Annotated in this window: 17 protein-coding genes; 6 read left to right on the top strand and 11 right to left on the bottom strand. The window is 66.0% G+C overall.

The features are described 5' to 3' along the window. The 5 genes from ABIB66_RS02175 to ABIB66_RS02195 form a co-directional block, all read right to left on the bottom strand. A complete protein-coding gene (locus tag ABIB66_RS02175) occupies positions 1-963 on the bottom strand; it encodes an amidohydrolase family protein (RefSeq protein ID WP_354254072.1) in 963 nt (320 codons plus the stop codon). Positions 964-1,016: 53 nt separating this feature from the next. Further along, positions 1,017-1,574, bottom strand: coding sequence for a P-loop NTPase family protein (locus tag ABIB66_RS02180; protein ID WP_354206889.1), 558 nt, complete (start codon positions 1,572-1,574; stop codon positions 1,017-1,019). A gap of 25 nt (positions 1,575-1,599) precedes the next feature. After that, positions 1,600-3,030, bottom strand: coding sequence for a TolC family outer membrane protein (locus tag ABIB66_RS02185; protein ID WP_502917387.1), 1,431 nt, complete (start codon positions 3,028-3,030; stop codon positions 1,600-1,602). A 186-nt stretch (positions 3,031-3,216) separates the two neighbouring features. Continuing rightward, positions 3,217-3,996, bottom strand: coding sequence for an enoyl-CoA hydratase (locus ABIB66_RS02190; protein ID WP_354206885.1), 780 nt, complete (start codon positions 3,994-3,996; stop codon positions 3,217-3,219). Between the two features lie 136 nt (positions 3,997-4,132). Beyond that, a complete protein-coding gene (locus tag ABIB66_RS02195; RefSeq protein WP_275170640.1) occupies positions 4,133-4,816 on the bottom strand; it encodes a hypothetical protein in 684 nt (227 codons plus the stop codon). A gap of 292 nt (positions 4,817-5,108) precedes the next feature. On the opposite strand from ABIB66_RS02195, the gene ABIB66_RS02200 reads away from it, so the two are divergent. Then, entirely contained in the window at positions 5,109-5,654 is a 546-nt protein-coding gene (locus tag ABIB66_RS02200; RefSeq protein WP_354206883.1) for a sigma-70 family RNA polymerase sigma factor, read from the top strand. A gap of 2 nt (positions 5,655-5,656) precedes the next feature. Beyond that, positions 5,657-6,295 carry an NrsF family protein gene (locus ABIB66_RS02205; protein WP_354206881.1) on the top strand — a complete coding sequence of 213 codons (639 nt, stop codon included), beginning with the start codon at positions 5,657-5,659 and terminating at the stop codon, positions 6,293-6,295. 10 nt (positions 6,296-6,305) lie between these two features. Here ABIB66_RS02205 and ABIB66_RS02210 read toward each other — a convergent pair whose 3' ends face one another. Next, on the bottom strand, positions 6,306-7,409 hold the full coding sequence (locus tag ABIB66_RS02210; RefSeq protein ID WP_354206879.1) for a DUF2336 domain-containing protein: 1,104 nt from the start codon (positions 7,407-7,409) through the stop codon (positions 6,306-6,308). Between the two features lie 63 nt (positions 7,410-7,472). Continuing rightward, entirely contained in the window at positions 7,473-8,630 is a 1,158-nt protein-coding gene (locus tag ABIB66_RS02215) for a GGDEF domain-containing protein (RefSeq protein ID WP_354206877.1), read from the bottom strand. Between the two features lie 434 nt (positions 8,631-9,064). On the opposite strand from ABIB66_RS02215, the gene ABIB66_RS02220 reads away from it, so the two are divergent. From ABIB66_RS02220 to ABIB66_RS02235, 4 genes are all read left to right on the top strand, one after another. Further along, positions 9,065-9,634, top strand: a complete 570-nt coding sequence (locus ABIB66_RS02220; protein WP_354206875.1) for a sigma-70 family RNA polymerase sigma factor — start codon at positions 9,065-9,067, stop codon at positions 9,632-9,634. Further along, a complete protein-coding gene (locus tag ABIB66_RS02225) occupies positions 9,631-10,326 on the top strand; it encodes a hypothetical protein (RefSeq protein ID WP_275170645.1) in 696 nt (231 codons plus the stop codon). Before ABIB66_RS02220 ends, ABIB66_RS02225 begins: the two co-directional genes overlap by 4 nt. 13 nt (positions 10,327-10,339) lie before the next feature. Next, on the top strand, positions 10,340-12,046 hold the full coding sequence (locus ABIB66_RS02230) for a S8 family serine peptidase (RefSeq protein WP_354206873.1): 1,707 nt from the start codon (positions 10,340-10,342) through the stop codon (positions 12,044-12,046). A 509-nt stretch (positions 12,047-12,555) separates the two neighbouring features. After that, positions 12,556-13,197, top strand: coding sequence for a TIGR03809 family protein (locus ABIB66_RS02235; protein ID WP_354207341.1), 642 nt, complete (start codon positions 12,556-12,558; stop codon positions 13,195-13,197). Positions 13,198-13,227: 30 nt separating this feature from the next. Here ABIB66_RS02235 and ABIB66_RS02240 read toward each other — a convergent pair whose 3' ends face one another. The 4 genes from ABIB66_RS02240 to ABIB66_RS02255 all read right to left on the bottom strand — a co-directional run bounded on the left by ABIB66_RS02240 (position 13,228) and on the right by ABIB66_RS02255 (position 17,895). Further along, entirely contained in the window at positions 13,228-14,598 is a 1,371-nt protein-coding gene (locus ABIB66_RS02240; protein ID WP_354206871.1) for a TIGR03808 family TAT-translocated repetitive protein, read from the bottom strand. Positions 14,599-14,689: 91 nt separating this feature from the next. Then, positions 14,690-15,343, bottom strand: coding sequence for a pyroglutamyl-peptidase I (locus ABIB66_RS02245; protein ID WP_354206869.1), 654 nt, complete (start codon positions 15,341-15,343; stop codon positions 14,690-14,692). Beyond that, entirely contained in the window at positions 15,340-16,329 is a 990-nt protein-coding gene (gene meaB, locus ABIB66_RS02250; RefSeq protein WP_354206867.1) for a methylmalonyl Co-A mutase-associated GTPase MeaB, read from the bottom strand. Before meaB ends, ABIB66_RS02245 begins: the two co-directional genes overlap by 4 nt. 51 nt (positions 16,330-16,380) lie before the next feature. Then, the gene (locus ABIB66_RS02255) at positions 16,381-17,895 is read right to left on the bottom strand and encodes a tripartite tricarboxylate transporter permease (RefSeq protein ID WP_354206865.1); all 1,515 of its coding nucleotides are present in this window, start codon (positions 17,893-17,895) and stop codon (positions 16,381-16,383) included.

A 17,895-nucleotide genomic window follows, 5' to 3' on the forward strand; every position in this document is an offset into this window, starting at 1 on the left:
TCAAAACCCGTAGAGTCGCGCCGGGTTATCGACCAGGATATTCTTGCGCACATCCGCATCCGGCGCCCACACCGGAAGCTGGTTGAGCAGGCGGCCGTCGTCGATCTGATAAAGGGGCGCGATGTCGGTGGCCTTGCGTCCCTCGACACGGCTCGAATCCGGATGCGGCCAGTCCGTGCCCCAGACGATGCGATCCGCATTCGCCGCGATCAGCGCGCGGGCATACGGCACCATGTCCTGATAATCGGGTGCGAGCTTCGACGAGCGGTAGGCGCCGGAAATCTTGACATAGGCCTTGCCGGATTTCACGAGCGCGACCAAATCGGCAAATCCCGGCTGCTCCAGCCCGAGCGAAGCATCAAGGCCGCCGAAATGGTCGAACACGACGGGGACCGGCGCCGTCTCGACGAGGTCCTTGATCGCCGAGATCATGGGGAGCGTGGTGTACAGCTGTACGTGCCAGCCGCGCGCCTTCATGCGCTCGACTGCGGCGGTGAAGCGCGGCCGGCCGACATTGGGGTCGTTAACGCCGCCGGTCGCGAGATTGAGGCGGACACCGCGAAAGCCGTCTGCTTGCATCGTGTCGAGCTGGGCCTCGGTCGTTTTGTCGTCGATCACGGCCACCCCGCGCGCGGCCGCGCCGCGCGCCTTCATGCCGAACAGGGTGGAGGAGTTATCGGTGCCATAGACGCTCGGCGTCACGATAACCACGCGCTCGATATGCAGCGCCTTGTGCAGCGCGGCCATTTCTTCGGGGCTCGCCGGCTCGGGCGTATAGACGCGTCCGGCAAAAAACGGAAATTTCTCGACGTCGCCGTGGATGTGGGTGTGACAGTCGCAGGCGTGGGCCGGGACGTCGAAATTGACCGGCGTCGCGGGCTGCGCGGCACGAGCGTGGGCTTTGTCGGACATGGCAACTCCGGCGGCAAGGGAGGCAAGCAGGATGCTGCGTCGGCTGAGCATGGTTTTCTCTCCCCGTTTTTATTATCTGGCAGTGGCGTCGCGACAGTATCACATCAGCCCGGCAGTCGCTGCGCTTCGCTGCATAGCTGCTCGACGAGGTCCGCAAGCGGGCGTGAGCCGTCGACGCGCACGACCGGGCAGGGCAGCTTCGCGAGCCACGCCTCATCTTTTGCGAGACTGCGGCCGTCGCGATCGCCGGCTTCGTAGTGCGAGGCCCAATCGACGAACGACTCCACCTCCTCATGACGCCAGCCGCCCCGTGCGACGGCATCCGCTCCGAAATGCGTAGCCTCGCGGCCACGCAGCCGCTGCAAGCGAAGCTCGCGCGGCGTCGTCACAAAGACGACGAGATCGAAGACTGGGATGAGCTCGTCGCCCCAGCCGGTGACGGTTCCGCTCAGCACCCAATCGAGCCGCGGCAGAAACATCTCGCGCATCAGCCGCAAACGCTCGGCGGCGGGGCGCGTGGTCTGGTAGGGCGGCGCGGTCGGCAGCCAGAAATAATCATCGCTGTCGTGATGCGGCAGCGCAAGCCGGCCAGCGAGCGCGCGGCCGATCGTCGTCACGCCGGAGCCTGAAGCTCCCATCAGATGGATGCGGCAGCTTTTCATCGGCAGCAAGCTAGACGATTTGAAACTACTGCCCGGACGGCGTGCGCAGGCCGTGCCAGGCGTCGCGGACCTGATGGTAGTGTACCTCGGGCAGATAGTCCGGCGTATTCAGGCTCAAGGTTTTGACGTCGAGATGGCCGACGGCGCTGAGCAGCGTGTAGGAGGCGATCACGCGGTCGCGATTGGCGCCGATCAGGCGGGCCTTGGCCTGGATCAAATCGGCCTGCGAGTTCAGCACATCCACTGTCGTGCGCTGTCCGCCGGCGGCCTCGCGCTGCACGCCCTGGAGCGCGACGGTCGCCGCCTTCACTTCGGACTCCGAGGCCGAGACCGCGACCTTGGCACCTTCATTGGCAACCCACGCGCTGACCGCCGCGGTGCGCGCCTGGTTGCGCACCTGGTCGAGCACGAGCCGGCTCTGCGCCGTGATTTCCTTGGCCTGCCGGGTCTGTGCGGCGGCCTGGCCGCCGTCGTAGATCGGCACGGTGACATTGGCGACGATCGAGGCCTGATCTTCGGCGAAGGTGCCGAGCGTCGGGTCGTTGTTGCGGCTCTTGCTGGCGCTGCCCTGGACGCTGGCGCTCGGCAGCAGCGCGCCTTCGGCGACGCGGATGTTGGTGGAGGCGACATCGACGTCGAAGCCCGCCGCCATCACCGCCGGGTGCTGGCGGATCGCCATCGTCAGCGCGTCTTCGCGGCTCTTCGGCAGATAGCGGTCGACGACTTCGGCGACCCGAAGCTGCGACGGAGCATTGCCGATCACTTGCGCGTAGATCGCTTGGCTCACCGCCAGCGCGACTTCGGCGGCGTTGAGATCGGAAAGCCCGCGGTTGAGCCGCGCCTCGGCCTGGGCGCTGTCGGTCGGCGTGACGTCGCCGGCGTTGAGGCGCCGCTGGGTGACCGAAAGCGTTTCGCGCAGGAAGGCGACGTTGGAGCGCTGCGCCTCGACCAGCGACTGGTTGGCGAGCACATTGGTATAGGCGGTGACCGCGTCGAGCAGCACGCCCTGGCCGACGTTGCGCAGCGCCTCGCGGCCCGACTGTACCTGGAGTTCAGCGGCCCGCACGTTGTTGGCGGTGCGGAAACCGTTGAACAGGGTCTGCGACACGGTGACGCCGATGATCCATGGCTTCAGATTGGCGGTCTGGATGGTGTTGTTGGGCAGCAGATTGCGGACCGATTGCAGCCCGGCGCTGAGGCTTGCCTCGATCTGTGGCCGGTAGCCGGCGAGGGCCTGCGGCACGTTCTCGTCGGTGGCGCGCTGCCGCGCACGCTCGGCATTGAGCTGCGGATTGGTCTGGTAGGCTTTGGCGAGCGCCTCCGGGAGCGCTTCCGCCCGTGCAGCGGAGGGCAGGGCGCAACAGAGCGCCACCGTGGTCCATGTCGCGAGCAGAGGAGCCACGCCCGATCGATGCCGCGTCATCACGCGACCAGCTCTGGCGGCACGCCCAATCATGTAATCCGCAAATCCCGGCTGTCCGCCCCCGCCGACGGCGGCTCTCTTAACTGTTTAACCAGCCGAGGTCTCGCAGGCAAACTGCCGCGGGGGAAACCCCCATGTATTCCGTGCTTGTTGCAGGTACATCACAGGGATTCTGCGGGAAAGCGGCAGAGCCTTACACCAGCCTGACCGCTCCCCTCCTTACCGGTTCTTGTTCACCGGTTTGCGCTTCTCGATGAACGCCGCCATGCCTTCGGAGCGGTCCTCCAGCGCGAAGGTCGCGTGGAACAGGTTGCGCTCGACGCTCATGCCCTCGGCGAGCGTGGTCTCGAAGGCGCGGTTGACCGCTTCCTTGGCCATCGCGACCGCGGGCCGCGACATCGCGGCGATCTTCTCGGCCGCGGCCATCACCTCGTCCATCAGCTTGTCGGCCGGCACGATGCGGCTGACGAGGCCGCTGCGCTCGGCTTCGGCTGCATCCATCATGCGGCCGGTGAGGCAAAGGTCCATCGCCTTGGACTTGCCGATCGCACGGGTCAGGCGCTGGGTGCCGCCGATGCCGGGGATGGTGCCGAGCGTGATTTCGGGTTGACCAAATTTGGCGGTGTCGGCGGCGATGATGAAGTCGCACATCATCGCGAGCTCGCAGCCGCCGCCCAGCGCATAGCCCGCGACTGCGGCGATCGTCGGCTTGCGGCAGCGCGCGATCCGATCGCCGCCGATCGCGGCAAAATCCTCCGAGAACATGTCGATGAAGGCTTTCGGCTGCATCTCCTTGATGTCGGCGCCGGCGGCAAATGCCTTCTCGCTGCCGGTCACGACGATGGAGCCGATGGCGTCATCCGCTTCGAGATCGTCGACTGCCGCGGCGATCTCGCGGAAGACGCCGAAGGAGAGTGCGTTGAGCAGCTTCGGCCGGTTCAGCTTGATGATGCCGACCGCGCCTTTGCTTTCGACGATGATGTGTTCGAACGTGCTCATGCTCCACCCACGCTTTTGGTTGAGCGGGCAATGTGCCCGCTCGTGCGGTGGGCTTCAAGAGGCGCCAAGGCCATCGGAGCAGGAGCGCCCGGGACACGCGGCGAGGTCCGCGTTCCGGACGGCTATCAGGCCACAATCAGGCCATGAACATGCGCGCGGCCGAGGCCAGCGTCAGCAGCGTGCCGACGCCGATGAAGATTTTTCCGATCAGGGAGCTCTGGTCCCAGGCCGAACTCTGTTGGCTGCTTGCCATCACCGGTGCCGGACGCGGCTGCGCCTCGGTTGCGGCAATCACCGCCTTCGGCGCCGGCGCGTTGTCCCGTTGCAGGGCGCGGTCGATGTCGTTGAGCTGATCGGGTGGGACGACTTGGCTCTCGGCGTTCGGGGCGGCGGTATTATCGGCCGCTGCCTGGACGTTGTCGTTGGCGCGGCCCGTCATTGCGGAAGCGGCAGCTGCTGTCGGTGTTTCGGCGGCCGCGAGCTGCGCATTGGCGTTCGCAACTTCCGGCGGCATCTGGCTCGACGCCGGCATGTCACGATTGTCGGCCTTCGCCTCGTCGGCGGTTGCCGCGGCGTCCTTCTTGTCGGCCTTGTCGTCGGATTTCTGCGCCGTCTTGGTGCTGTCGCGGTGGCGCGACGTGTGACGCCGCTGCTGCTTGCTAGGCTTGACCGCGTCGGCCTGTTTGCCTGCACTGTCCGACTTGCTGCTTGCGGCTGAACCCGGCGCCGCCTGTGCAACGCCCCCGAACAGCACGAAAAGCCCGGCCAAGAAAAACCCGGCCAGGAGAATCACGGCCGCGCGCCCGCTGGCTTTCATCATGTTGACGATCTCCCCAAATTCCGCCCGTCCCGGGACCGAACAGAGACCCTGGGGCGTGACCACAGCGGGGCAGAAAATGGGAATCTTCGGGCCACACTGGGCAAAAGCGCGGCAAACCGCTGCCGTCGCGACTGGCCACGGGGTGCGAACGGGACCGATCGGTGTTAAGAGCCGTCGCAAATCCTGACGGCCGCTTCGGTCGCGTGGCCAGGCACAGATCACGAATTCGTGATCTTGCCGCTGCCGGCGTAACAAACTGAAAGAGCGGCCGAATTGCATGGTGAGGGCGCGCGTGCGCGGACGTGAGGACGAGTGGACCGGCCTGATGCGGTCGGCCATGGCAGGCGATGACGCGGCGTATCATCGCCTGTTGAAGGCGGTCACGCCTGTGCTGCGCGCTGCCGCGAGGCGTGGCCTGGCGCGGGCCGGGCAGCCTCCCGACCAGGCTGAGGATATCGTGCAGGAGATTCTGTTGGCGGTGCATCTGAAGCGGCACACTTGGGACAGCGAAGCCCCCTTCGCCCCGTGGCTGTTTGCGATCGGCCGCAACAAGCTGATCGACATGCTGCGGCGACGGGGCAGGCGGATCTTCGTCAATATCGACGATTTCGCCGAGATCCTGCCGGGCGAGGCGCCGCAGGAGACGGCTTCGGCAGGCGAAGTCGCCAGCCAGCTCAAGACGCTGCCGCAACGCCAGCGCGACGTGTTGCAGTCGATCGCGGTCGACAGCACCTCGATCAAGGACACGGCGGTGAAATATTCGATGAGCGAGGGCGCGGTGCGGGTCGCGCTGCATCGCGGACTTGCGGCGCTGACTGCCAAACTGCGGGAGCAGTAGTCATGGATACCGATCAACTCATTCGCTCGCTCGCGGCCGACAACGCCCATCGTCCGCCGCGCGTCGGCGCGGTGCTGACCATGGCGCTGCTGGTCGCCGCGCCCCTGTCGATCCTGATCTTCGCCACTTTCCTGGGTGTGCGTCACGACGTGATGAGTGCGATGCGCAACCCGTTCTTCGACATGAAGTTCGCGGTCACGCTGTCGCTCGCGATCCCGGCGATCATCGTCAGCCTGCATCTGTCGCGTCCCGAAGCCTTGCTGCGTGGCTGGGGCTGGCTGCTGCTGCTGCCCGTCGGGCTGCTCGCGGTGGCGATCGGCAGCGAGGCGATGATGGCGCCGGCCATGCCGGTGACGATGCGATTGATGGGCAAGAATTCCAGGGTGTGCCTGTTCGCAATCCCTGCGATGTCGCTGCCGCTGCTTGCGGGGGCCTTGTTCGGCCTGCGCCACGGCGCGCCGTCGCACCCCGCGCTCGCCGGAGCGCTCGCCGGCCTGGTGTCGGCCGGGCTCGCCGCGACGCTGTACGCCTCGCACTGCACCGATGACTCACCGCTGTTCGTCGCGACCTGGTACACGCTCGCCACCGCGTTGGTGACGGCAATTGGCGCGCTGGCGGGGGCGAAGGTCCTACGCTACTAGCTCGCCCGCTTTACGCCGCCGGCGTCGCACCCTGCTGCATGCGGTGGAAGCGCAGCACCTGCTGCGCGGTCGAGCTGCGCAGCGCCTCGTAAGCGTCGCGCAGCGTCAGCATGTCGGTCTGCGAGCCGCCTGAGAGCTTCTCGCGCAGGGCGATGATGGCGCGGACGCTCGACCATTGCATGGCCGCGACCTTGGCGAGGATCATCACGCCCTCGACCCGGCTTTCGATCATCATGGTCTCGGCGGTCTCGACCGCGACGCCCGCAAGCGCCGCGAGCCCCGCATTGGTCTCGTCGAACTTGCCCTGCTCTGCGAAGGTGGCGACCTGGAGCTCGGTGAGGCGGCCGTCCTCGTGCAGCGACTTCACCAGCGCCCGTGCCCTCTCGGTCTGCCTGGTCATGGCGGCGGCGCGGATCCGCTGGGCCGCTTCCTGGACCACGCTGGACACGTCGTCCGCAAGCTCCGGATGCGCGGCCTCCAGCTTCCGGCGCACGGCCAAGGAGGCCTTCGCGACCAGCTTCAAATAATGATGGCGGGGCAGGTCAGGCCGCAGGCCGATGCAGCTGGCGAGGTCGTCGTCACGCTCGGCGCGGGTCACGAGGTCGGCGAGACTTCCCTCGGACAGTTGCGCGCCCGGATTGCTGACGGTTGATTGCACCACGTCCTCGTCGCCGCGGGTCACCAGCACGTCGCTCAGCGCTTCCGACAGCACCCGCCGCAGCGAGATCGCCTTGAGATGGGCCTGGCCCCTGGTACGCGCAATCTCGATCAGGGTCGCCTCGTCCAGCCGTTCGGATTTCGACAGCACGGGGCCGGAAACCTCGATCACCTCGTCGAGCGCGAGCGTGCGGATGATCTTCGGCGGCGCAGCCGCGATCGGTGCGAGGCGCTCGGCAAGCAGCGCCCTGGCGGATGTCTCGATCTGCTCGATCAGGCATTGGAACACGTCGTCGAACACACGAACGTGGTCGCCGGAATAATCCACCGCATTGCCCACGAAGAGATCGGTGACGCGGCGCAGCATCTCGACCCGGTGCGCAACGGTGCCGTGCGAGAGCGTGGTTTGCAATTCCTCGAGCAAATTCTCGGATGATTTTGCGGATTTGGATCTCATTGCCCTGTCCTGGAGCGGTCGGCCCGGCAGCGGCTTCTGTCGCGCCGGGAGAAAATGGATTGGTCAGCTCGTTGCAATGCGGTTGCGCCCTTGTGCCTTGGCGGAATAGAGCGCGCTGTCGGCGCGCACGAGAAAGGTATCGGCAGTATCGTTGTCGCGCAGCGTCACAACGCCCGCGGAAATGGTCACGCGCATACCTGGGGAGAATGCGCTCCAGTCCAGATCTGCGACGATGCCGCGCAGCCGATCGAGCATGCGTGACGCCGCATCGCCGTCCATCCCCGGCAGCAGCAGCAAGAATTCCTCTCCGCCGTAGCGGCCGAAGCAGTCGGCCGGGCGGATATTGGCGAAAATGGTGATCGCGAAGGTGCGCAGCACCTCGTCGCCGACGGGATGGCCATGGGCGTCGTTGATGCGCTTGAACCAGTCGAGGTCGATCAGTGCGATCGCGCAAGGCTTCGATGTCTGCCGCGATTTTTCGATCTCGGCGTCGAGAAGCCGCATGATGCAGCGGCGGTTGTAGGAGCCGGTGAGCTCGTCGAGCTCCGCCAGCTCCTCGATGCGCTGATAGGCGGCCTTCAGCTCGATGCTGCGCCGGTACAGGATCTTGCGCAGCGTGGCGCCGAACAGGCCGAGGAAGGCGCACTGGCCGATTACCAGCACGAAGCACAGCATCGAAGCGGCCCGTTGCAGCTGGGTCGCAACCGGCAGTCCGATTGGCAAGTCCGAGGCGAGGAAGACCAAGGCGAGCCCGCACGTGGCGAGACCCCAGGTGAGCATCGCCTGACTCGAGGTCATGCGAAGCGTGCCGAAGGCGAAGATCAGAAACAGCACGGCCAGGAACGCGACTCCGACTGTCGGCACCGCGAGCAGGAACAGCAGTTGCAGCGTCATATGCGCCGAGATCTGGAAGACGGTGAGGTAATGATCCTCGAACCGGTCGGCGAAGCCCGCTTCCGACAGCACGGTGAAGGTACCGATGATCAGAAGGCCGCTGAGCCAGAACAGTGACGGAACGCCCATGGAGATCACGCCGTCAAAGGCGTAGAGCAGCAGGACGGAGGCGCCGAGCGAGTAGCTCGCCACCTGGCCGACATACATCTGGCGCCGCTGCCGGATCCGGCGCGCCAGGACTTCGGGTGCCGCTGCCTCGGTCGTCAGGGCGAGATCCGCGGCCTCAGCGGCATTCCTCTCGGGAAAGGACGTCGCAGCCGTGCTCATGGTCCCGCCAATGGTGGATGTCAGCGCAAAAATCTACGTCCCAAGCCTTTAGGTTTGGTATCCTTCGAAACCGAATCCACGCTGTGCAGCGCGGCAGCGCGGGATGTCGACCGCTCCAGGAATTTGCCGGCGATTAGGCATCGTGTGCGACGCGTTCGAGCCAAAGCAGGGCTTCGGAAGACATATGTCGTGCTAGGCTGCTAAGGTTCCATGCACGTCGGACCGTCTATGCTGGGACGGCATTGCGCAGGAAAGTGCTTCATTACTATGTTACCGTTCTTGAGCGAGGCGCCCAGCCGCGGGTGGCAACAGGAAATTTCGCGTATGTGGGGTAGATCACACAGCCCCCCGTATGACTGCGGTAGGTTGAAGAATTTTACCCCTCCCGTCGAACCGTCTGCCGCATCGACCCGACCAACCTTGCGAGACGGCCTTTGAGCGTGACACAAGCGGCTTCGGACGAGATCCTGATCGCCAGGATCGCTCAAGGCGACCGGCTCGCCATGCAGGTGCTGTACGGGCGGCACCATGTCAGGGTGTATCGGTTCGGCCTCCGGCTCGTGCGGGACGAGCAGACGGCAGAAGACCTCATCAGTGAGGTATTTCTCGACGTCTGGCGTCAAGCCGGCAAGTTCGAGGGCCGATCCGCCGTTTCCACCTGGCTGCTGGCCATTACCCGATTCAAGGCCCTGTCTGCGCTCCGGCGCAGGAAGGATTTTGAGTTGGACGACGACGCCGCGAACGCGATCGAGGATACGTCCGACAATCCGGAAACGGCGGTGCAGAAGAAGGATACCAGTGAAGCGTTGCGGGAGTGTCTGACGGGCCTCTCGCCGGATCATCGGGAAATCGTCGATCTCGTCTACTACCACGAAAAATCCGTGGAAGAGGTGGCCGAAATCGTTGGCATCCCGGAGAACACTGTGAAGACGCGCTTGTTCTATGCGCGCAAGAAATTGGCCGAACTGCTGAAGGCAGCCGGCATTGAGCGAGGCTGGCCATGATGGCTTTGAGCAAGAAGATGCTGGAGCAAGAGCCCGGTGAAATTGAACTGCTGCTGCCGTGGCACGCCGCCGGCACGCTGAACCCGCGCGATGCGCGCCGCGTCGACGAGGCGCTGGCGCGCGATCCGGAGCTCGCGAAGCAATACGCCGCGATCCGCGGCGAGTATGAAGAGACCATTCATCTGAACGAGAGCCTGGGTGCTCCGTCGGCGCGCGCGATGCAAAAGCTGTTCGCAGCGATCGACGCCGAGCCGGCGCGGGCGGCCGGTTCGCTGCCGCTGTCGGCGCGCATCGCCACCTTCTTTGCGAGCCTGTCGCCGCGCACTCTGGCCTGGTCGGCGAGCCTTGGCGCCATGGCGCTCGTGCTGCAAGCCGGAATCATCGGCGCCGTGTTGACGAAGACCCAGACTGCGACCTTCCAGACTGCTTCGCTCTCGACCAGCGCTCCGCTCACACGTGACCTCGGCACGAGCGTCCCGCCGGCGCGCGCGCTGGTGCGCTTTACGCCCGAGGCGCGCGTCGCCGACATTACGGCATTGCTCGACGGCTACCAGGCTTCGATCATCGGTGATGCCAAGGGCGGCATGTTCCGCCTCCAGTTCGACAAGGCGATGAGCCAGGACGAACTCGCCTCGCTGCTCGGCAAGATGCAGCGCGAGAAGTTCGTCAACCTCGCCGTCGCGGCGCCGTAGCGCTTCCAAGCCGATGACGCGCAAGTCCGAAAATGGAGTGAGAGCCGGGGCCTGGGCTTCGTCGGTCGCAGCCGCGCTTGTGCTCGCCGCCTGTCTCGGCGTCGAGGTTGCGCAGGCGCAGGCGATCATGCGCACGCCCACGATCAGCGTCCCCTCCCGAATGCCGACCATTTCACCTGGCATCGCCGCACGCGTCAGTCCCGGTGTTGCCGCCAGAGCGGTGGCTGTCGGCCGCGGTCCAGGTCCGATCGTGACGACGAGGATTTCGGCGCGGATAGGGCCGACGCCGGTGCTGCCTTATGCGCGCTACTCCCCGAACCTCTATCCCGCCTGTACCGCGGCCTATCGCGACGCCGCCGGCGAATGCCTGGCGCAGCAGAACGCGGGCGGCGATGGCTCGAGTAAATCGGGCAAGAAGACCGCCGGGAGGGGGCGCGGCAACAACACGCCCGTCGCCGCGGACTTGCGCACCTTTGCCAACGAATTCGTTGCCGAGATCGATGCCGGGCTGTCGTCGACGCAGGCCGATGAGCTTGCGCGCCGCCATGGCCTGACCCGCGTGTCCTCCGAGAATTTTCCGCTGATCGGGGCAACGTTCGGACTGTTCCGCATCACCGACGGCCGGCCCTCCGCGACGGTGCGGCGCGAATTCGCGGCGGACGGCAGCGTGCGCTCGGTCCAGCCGAATTTCCGCTACATGCTCCAGGACCAGAAATCGTCGGTGCCGACCGAGGGAGATCCCGCGCAATATGCGCTGGCCAAGCTCAGGCTGCCGCAGGCACATGCGCTGGCGCATGGCGCCAATGTGACGGTTGCCGTCATCGACTCCGGCATCGACGTCCAACATCCGGAACTTGCCAATTCCATTGCCGACAATTTCGATGCGCTCGGCATCGCCGAGGGCCCGCACATTCACGGCACCGGAATTGCCGGCGCCATCGTGGCGCATGCCAAGCTGATGGGCAGCGCGCCCGAGGCGCGCATCATCGCCATCCGCGCCTTCGGCGGCACCACCGGCGGGGCCGAGAGCTCGTCCTACATCATCTTGCGCTCGCTGAATTATGCCGCCGAGCATGGCGCGCAGATCGTCAACATGAGCTTTGCCGGCCCCAAAGACGCGGTGATCGAGCGGGCCATCGCCGCGACCGCCGCGCGTGGCCTGGTGCTGATCGCGGCCGCCGGCAATGCCGGCGCGAAGTCCCCGCCGCTCTATCCGGCCGCCAATCCCAACGTGATCGCGGTCAGCGCGACCGACCAGCAGGACAGGCTGTTCACCGCGTCCAACCGTGGCAACTACATCGCGGTCGCGGCCCCCGGCGTCGATATCTTCCTCCCCGCGCCTGACGGCAAATACCAGATGACGTCGGGTACTTCGTTCTCGGCCGCCTATGTCTCCGGCGTCGCGGCGCTGCTGCTCGAGCGCAACTACGCCTTGAAGCCGGAAGCGCTGCGCACGACGCTGGCGAAGACGGCGCGTGACCTCGGTTCACCCGGGCGCGACGATCTCTTCGGCGATGGCGAGGCCGACGCGTTTGCCGCGGTCATGGCCGTTCCCGCCGCCGGCGCGACGCCGGTCGCAGCCGCGTCCGGTACAACAAAACGTGAAGATATCGAGAAGCGTCGCGACGGGCCTGGCATCCGCGCATTAGAGCAACCTTCGTTGTCGAGCACCGAGGATAAAGCCATGGTTTCTCAGGCGGATAGTCCGGCGACGCGATAGCGACTGCGACAACTTTGCGCGCCGCGCGAAGGTCGAAAAATCAAACGCCGCATTGAACGTTCGGCCCGCTGCCACGACCAAATTATGTGGGAGCGGTTATCCCTCCCCATAAGTCATATCAGGCGCGAGCGCCCATCCACCCCAAGCGCCCATATGGCTCGACCCGTCCGGTTGTCCCCCCGGACGGGTCTTTTCTTTTCGGACGTCCGATTCCTCGAAGCCCTGCACGAGATCAGCTTCCGGTTGAGAGATCATGACTCCCTCATCCCCACCGCTCTGCCGGCACGCCGCAAGCGCGCTACGCTTGTGCGAAGCTTGACTCCAAATCCCATTGAATCTCCGCACGACTACGGAGTTTGGCGACGAAAACATCGTCGTTGCTGGACAAGTCAAAACTTTTCCACAAAATATTCACGTCGCGTCTAAATTGATTCGTGTGCGTTGCGTCGCGTCCGTATTTTCTCCTGACGGGCTGATTTATGACACATCGCCAAGAGGCTGTTCGCGACGTGGCCATTGGCCGCGACATTGCGGCACGCTGGTGCGCTCTCGCCGAGCAGCGGCTGGTGCATCTCTCCGAGATGTTCGAAACCGGGCGCTGGCGCCGCTATCACTCCGAGATCGCGTTTCTCGAAAACATCCAGGAAGCCAAGCTCGCGGTCCAGACCTGGCGCGCGCTTGCCACCGGCGCTGACGTCGCCACGGCGGCCGCGAGCGTGTCGCCCGCATTCGGCTGGTCGCCGGCGACAATGCCCCGCATGTTTCCGCGCGAGCAGCAGGCGCAGACCGTGCAACCGAAGGCCGTGCACATCGCCCCCGAGACCGCCGTGCCGGTCAGGCTCGATCCCAAGCCGGGCGTTCTCGCCGAAATCTCCGAAGCCCCGCCTACGCCGGTCGCCGCGCCGGCCCCGATGGCACCGCTCGAAGTGCCTGCTGCCATGGCGCCGCCCACCGCGCCCGTGGCAATGACAGGGCCCAAGGTGCCGCCCGCGATGGCAGCGCCCAAGGCGCTGGCCGCGATGGCGGCGCTTCTGCCGCAGTTCTCCCCGCCGGCGGCCGAAATTGTCGCCGCCCCCGAGCGCCTGGTTGAGTTCACCTTCAGCCTCGACGGCCTCGAAGCGAAGTACCCGCTGCTGCGGAACGCGTTCTAACGTTTGGGAGCCGGAGGCGAGGAACGGCAGCTACCGCCGCACCGCATTCCCGCCGACGACCAATTGCGCAAACCGCTGGGCGCCGTCCACCGACAGGTCGGACGTTACCGCGCGCGCGTGATCGAGGCCGACTACGGCGCCGCGCGGGGTTTCCGAGATCATGTTGTTGTTGACGAGCGCGGTGCCGGCGCCGGGCACGACGGACACGCCGACGCCGGCCATTGCCTTGCGGATCACGTTGCCCGTGATGGCGACGTCGCGGAGATATTTGCCCCAGCCGGCGACGATGCCGTAGGACGGCGCGTTCTCGATCACGTTGCCGGTGACCGATGAATCCGCCTCGATGTAGATGCCGATGCCGGCATCGTCATCCGGCGCGGTGCCGATCGGCCGCTTCGGGATCAGATTGCGGATGATGTTGCCCTGGACCACGGCGATGCGGCCGCCTTCGTTGAAATTGCAGACGGAGACGCCGACGGCGGCGCCGTCCACAATGTTGTTGGCGATCACCGCGGCCTCGAACGCGAATTCCGAATAGAGCGCGACCTCGCGCACGTCGCTGACGCTGTTGCCGGTGATGTGGATGTTCGAGGCCGAGTTGCCGCGCACGGCGGAGTAATCGCAGTTCTTGATGCGATTGCCGCGCACGATGACGTTGCCGGTGCGGAACGCGTTGATGGCGTTGCCGTACTGGCCGGAGCCGCCGGGGCCCGCCTTGATGTCCTCGATGCGGTTATCGGTGACCAGCGTGCCGTCATCGCCGATGGCCGTGCGCAGGATCTCGATGCCGTTGTCGTTGGTGCCGGTGATGGTGTTGTGGGAGACGCTGAGACCTCTGGCGTCGAACGACACCACCGCCGTCACCGCGATGTTGGTAAAGATGTTGCCCGAGATGTCGCCGGAGACTTGCTCGAGCCAGATGCCGCTGCCGCCGGACCCCGTGATCTCGCAACCGGTGATGCGGACGTCGCGCCCGCCGAGCACGTGGATCAGCCCGCGCCGCGTCGGCAGCGGAATGCCGCCACCGTCGAAGGTGAGACCGGTGAGCCCAATTGAATCGGAGCGGTCGCTCTGGATGGCCGAGGCCCCGCCAGTGAAGATGAGCTTGGTCGCGCCGCGCACGCCGATCAGTTGCGCGCCATTTGGCAAACGTAGCAACCCACTGCGGTAGATGCCGGGTGGCAGCGCCAGCGGCATCTGCGCTCGCGCGGCCTCGTCGATCGCACGCTGGAGCGCGCGGGTCTGATCCTCGCTGCTGCCGGGTCGCACGCCATATTGCGTGGCATCGCGGCCGAGCAGCGACGTCAGCGGCGCGGCACGCGCGGCGTCGGCTGGTATCGCGAGCGCGCCGGCGATGCCCGCGGTCGAAGCTCCGATGAGATGGCGGCGATTGAGGTCCATGACGCGTCCTCCGGCGGACGCGGGGGTCCGCAGCGGTTGGTAGCGCAGGGCGGCTGGTCGCGTGAGGATTGTTCGCGGTAGGGTTAAATGTTTACGCAGTCGTGTTCCGCGCCTTCCGTGCCAGCTGTACCATCTCCATCAGCATCGCTTCCCCGGCGTCCACCAGTTCCTCGAGCGTGATCCGCGGCGCGCCCTTGCGGCGCACGGCGCCACTGCGCGCGAGCAGGGGGATATGGATGAACGCCGCAAGCTGCGGCCCGCCGGCCCTGACGTTTTCGATCGCGCGCCAGCTTAGGTAGTTGCAGAGATAGGCGCCAGCATCGCGCGAGGGGCGCGCGTCGATGCCGGTGAGGCGCGCGGCGCGCAGCAGCCTTGCGGTGTGCGGGCCGAAAATCATCGCGTCCGCATGGCCGGCGATGCCGCGTTTGCTCGAGCGGGTGTTTGCGGCATCGGGCCACAGCATGGTGACGGCGTTGCGCGCGCGGCTCTCGATGCGCAGATAGGGCGTGCGTGCGGCGAGGCCGAACATCAGCAGAGCGTCGGGCTTCTCTTTCGCGAGCACCTCCGGCAATTGCCGGTCCACCGCAGCATAGGTGACCGGGAAGATGTGGCTGGAGATCGCGGCATCGTCGAGTGCGGGACGGCGTAATTGCGCCAGCCGGGCGACCAGCGGCTGGGTCGGATTGTAGGGCGCGCCGGGAAACGGGCCGAAGCCGGTGAGCAGAATGCGGAGCTTGTCGCTCATTGCAGCAACTCCAGGATCTTTTCGGCGGCGAGCGCCGGCGTGAGATGGCCGTCCGCCACTTCAGTCTCGATCTTCCGGACCTTGGTCCGCACCGACGCCTCGCTGCGCAACCGCGCCAGCATGCGCTGCTCCAGCATCGACCACATCCATTTCACCTGCTGCTGGCGGCGCCGTGCGGCGAAGTCGCCGGATGCATTCATCGCCTTGCGGTGATCGAGGACCTTTTGCCAGATCTTCGCGATGCCGTCGCCGGTCAGCGCCGAATAGGTTTCGACCGGCGGATGCCAATGTTCGGAGCGTGGCGTCAGGATATGCAGCGCGCCGCGATAATCGGCGGCGGTGATGTTGGCGCGCTTGAGATTGTCGCCGTCGGCCTTGTTGATCGCGATCATGTCGGCGAGCTCGACCAGACCCTTCTTGATCCCCTGGAGCTCGTCGCCGCCGCCCGGCAGCATCAGAGCCAGGAAGAAATCGGTCATGTCGCAGACCGCCGTCTCGGACTGGCCGATGCCGACGGTCTCGACCAGCACAACGTCGAAGCCGGCGGCTTCGCAGAGCAGCATCGCCTCGCGCGTTTTCGCGGCGACGCCGCCGAGCGTGCCGGAGGACGGCGAGGGGCGGATGAAGGCGTCGTCGGAGGCCGAGAGCCGGGCCATCCGCGTCTTGTCGCCGAGGATCGAGCCGCCGCTGCGCGCCGAGGATGGATCGACCGCGAGCACCGCGACCTTGTGGCCGTGCTCGATGAGATGGGTGCCGAGCGCGTCGATGGTGGTGGATTTGCCGACGCCGGGCGAGCCGGTGATGCCGACGCGGACCGCCCTGCCGGTGTCAGGCAAGAGCATCTGCACCAGCTCGCGCGCCAGCGCCTGATGGTCGCTGCGCCGGCTCTCGACCAGTGTGATGGCGCGCGCGAGCGCCGCGCGGCTGCCGGCGCGGAGATCATGGGCGAGGGATTTGATGTCCAGGGAAGGCTTTTTCTCAACCATGCCCTGCTTTACAACGCCCGCGCGGAGCAGGCGAGGGCCGCCCGCCCGATATCACCGGCCTGTCGCCGCCACCCCCGTCCGCACCGGTTTCAGCTTCCGCCACGCCCAGACCATCACCGGCCACAGCAGCGCCCCGATCGCCATGGCGGCGAGGATCGCGGCCACGGGGCGCTCGAAAAACGGCAAAATGCTGCCGTCCGACTTGATCAGCGACGTGACAAAAGCCTGCTCGACCATGGTGCCCATGACGATGCCGAGCACCATCGCGGCGACGGGATAGCCGTTCGCCTCCATGACATAGCCGATCACGCCGAAGGCGGCGACGGTGACGACGCCGAACATGTTGTTGCCGATCGCGAACGAGCCGACCGCGCAGCACAGCATGATGATTGGCATGATGGCGGCGCGCGGTGCCAGCAGGATGTAGGCGGCAACCCGGATCATGGCGATGCCGAGCGGGATCATCAAAATGTTCGCGATGATGAACATCAGGTAGATCGCGTACATGCTCGACGCTTTCTCGGTGAACAGCGTCGGTCCGGGGTTGAGCCCCTTCATGTAGAGCACGCCGATCGCGATCGCTGCGATGGTGTCGCCGGGGATGCCGAACAGCAATGATGGCACCCAGCCCGAGGCGATGCTGGCATTGTTGCTGGCGCCGGCCTCGACCAGGCCCTCGACATGGCCGGTGCCGAATTTCTCCGGTTCCTTGGAGAAGCGCTTCGACATCGCATAGGACACCCAGGCGGCCATGTCGGCGCCGGCGCCGGGCAGCACGCCGATGATGATGCCGACGATGTTTCCGCGCGTCATCTGCCAATGGTATTTCTTGGTCAGCTTCCACTGGCCGGCCATGATGCTTCCGAATTTGCGCCGCGGCAGCGGCGGCGGCTCGGGCGTCAGCATCGCGCGCATCACCTGGGCCACCGCGAACACGCCGACCAGCGCGGGGATCGGCTCGATGCCGCCGAACAGATCGGTGAGGCCGAAGGTGAAGCGCGGCACGCCGCCGGGATTTTCGATGCCGATGCAGGAGACCAGCAGGCCGAGGAACATGCCGGCGATCGCCTTCACCGGCGAGGAGCGCGCCACCAGCGTCGCGCACATCAGGCCGAGCAGCGCTAGCCAGAAATACTCGAAGGTCGAGAACGACAGCGCGATCTCGGCCAGCGGCGGCGCCAGGATCATCAGCGACAGCACGCCGGCAATGCCGCCGACGGCCGAGAACCACACGCCGGCCCCGAGCGCAAGCTCGGCCTGCCCCTTGCGTGTCATGGCGTAAGCCTCGTCCGCATAGGCGGCGGAGGCGGGCGTTCCCGGGATGCGCAGCAGCGCACCGGGAATGTCGCCGGAGAAGATCGCCATCGAGGACGCAGCCACGATGGTCGCAATCGCCGCGATCGGCGAGAGGTAGAAGGTGACGGGGACGAGCAGGGCGGTTGCCATCGTCGCCGACAGGCCCGGTAGCGAGCCGATCACGAGCCCGTACACGGAGGCTGCGAACATCGCGATGATGACCTCCCAGGTGGAGATCAGTGCGAACGCTTCGATCAGGGTTTTCATCAT

It is taken from the genome of Bradyrhizobium sp. F1.13.3, assembly GCF_040548265.1.
In the GTDB taxonomy this organism is placed as follows: Bacteria; Pseudomonadota; Alphaproteobacteria; order Rhizobiales; family Xanthobacteraceae; genus Bradyrhizobium.

Excerpts from the sequence above, each read along its gene's own strand:
- ABIB66_RS02185 (WP_502917387.1), bottom strand. The coding sequence starts at position 3,030 with ATGATTGGGCGTGCCGCCAGAGCTGGTCGCGTGATGACGCGGCATCGA.
- meaB (WP_354206867.1), bottom strand. The coding sequence starts at position 16,329 with ATGGTTGAGAAAAAGCCTTCCCTGGACATCAAATCCCTCGCCCATGAT.
- ABIB66_RS02215 (WP_354206877.1), bottom strand. The coding sequence starts at position 8,630 with ATGAGCACGGCTGCGACGTCCTTTCCCGAGAGGAATGCCGCTGAGGCC.
- ABIB66_RS02195 (WP_275170640.1), bottom strand. The coding sequence starts at position 4,816 with ATGATGAAAGCCAGCGGGCGCGCGGCCGTGATTCTCCTGGCCGGGTTT.
- ABIB66_RS02245 (WP_354206869.1), bottom strand. The coding sequence starts at position 15,343 with ATGAGCGACAAGCTCCGCATTCTGCTCACCGGCTTCGGCCCGTTTCCC.
- ABIB66_RS02180 (WP_354206889.1), bottom strand. The coding sequence starts at position 1,574 with ATGAAAAGCTGCCGCATCCATCTGATGGGAGCTTCAGGCTCCGGCGTG.
- ABIB66_RS02230 (WP_354206873.1), top strand. The coding sequence starts at position 10,340 with ATGACGCGCAAGTCCGAAAATGGAGTGAGAGCCGGGGCCTGGGCTTCG.
- ABIB66_RS02240 (WP_354206871.1), bottom strand. The coding sequence starts at position 14,598 with ATGGACCTCAATCGCCGCCATCTCATCGGAGCTTCGACCGCGGGCATC.
- ABIB66_RS02205 (WP_354206881.1), top strand. The coding sequence starts at position 5,657 with ATGGATACCGATCAACTCATTCGCTCGCTCGCGGCCGACAACGCCCAT.
- ABIB66_RS02225 (WP_275170645.1), top strand. The coding sequence starts at position 9,631 with ATGATGGCTTTGAGCAAGAAGATGCTGGAGCAAGAGCCCGGTGAAATT.
- ABIB66_RS02190 (WP_354206885.1), bottom strand. The coding sequence starts at position 3,996 with ATGAGCACGTTCGAACACATCATCGTCGAAAGCAAAGGCGCGGTCGGC.
- ABIB66_RS02210 (WP_354206879.1), bottom strand. The coding sequence starts at position 7,409 with ATGAGATCCAAATCCGCAAAATCATCCGAGAATTTGCTCGAGGAATTG.
- ABIB66_RS02255 (WP_354206865.1), bottom strand. The coding sequence starts at position 17,895 with ATGATGAAAACCCTGATCGAAGCGTTCGCACTGATCTCCACCTGGGAG.
- ABIB66_RS02175 (WP_354254072.1), bottom strand. The coding sequence starts at position 963 with ATGCTCAGCCGACGCAGCATCCTGCTTGCCTCCCTTGCCGCCGGAGTT.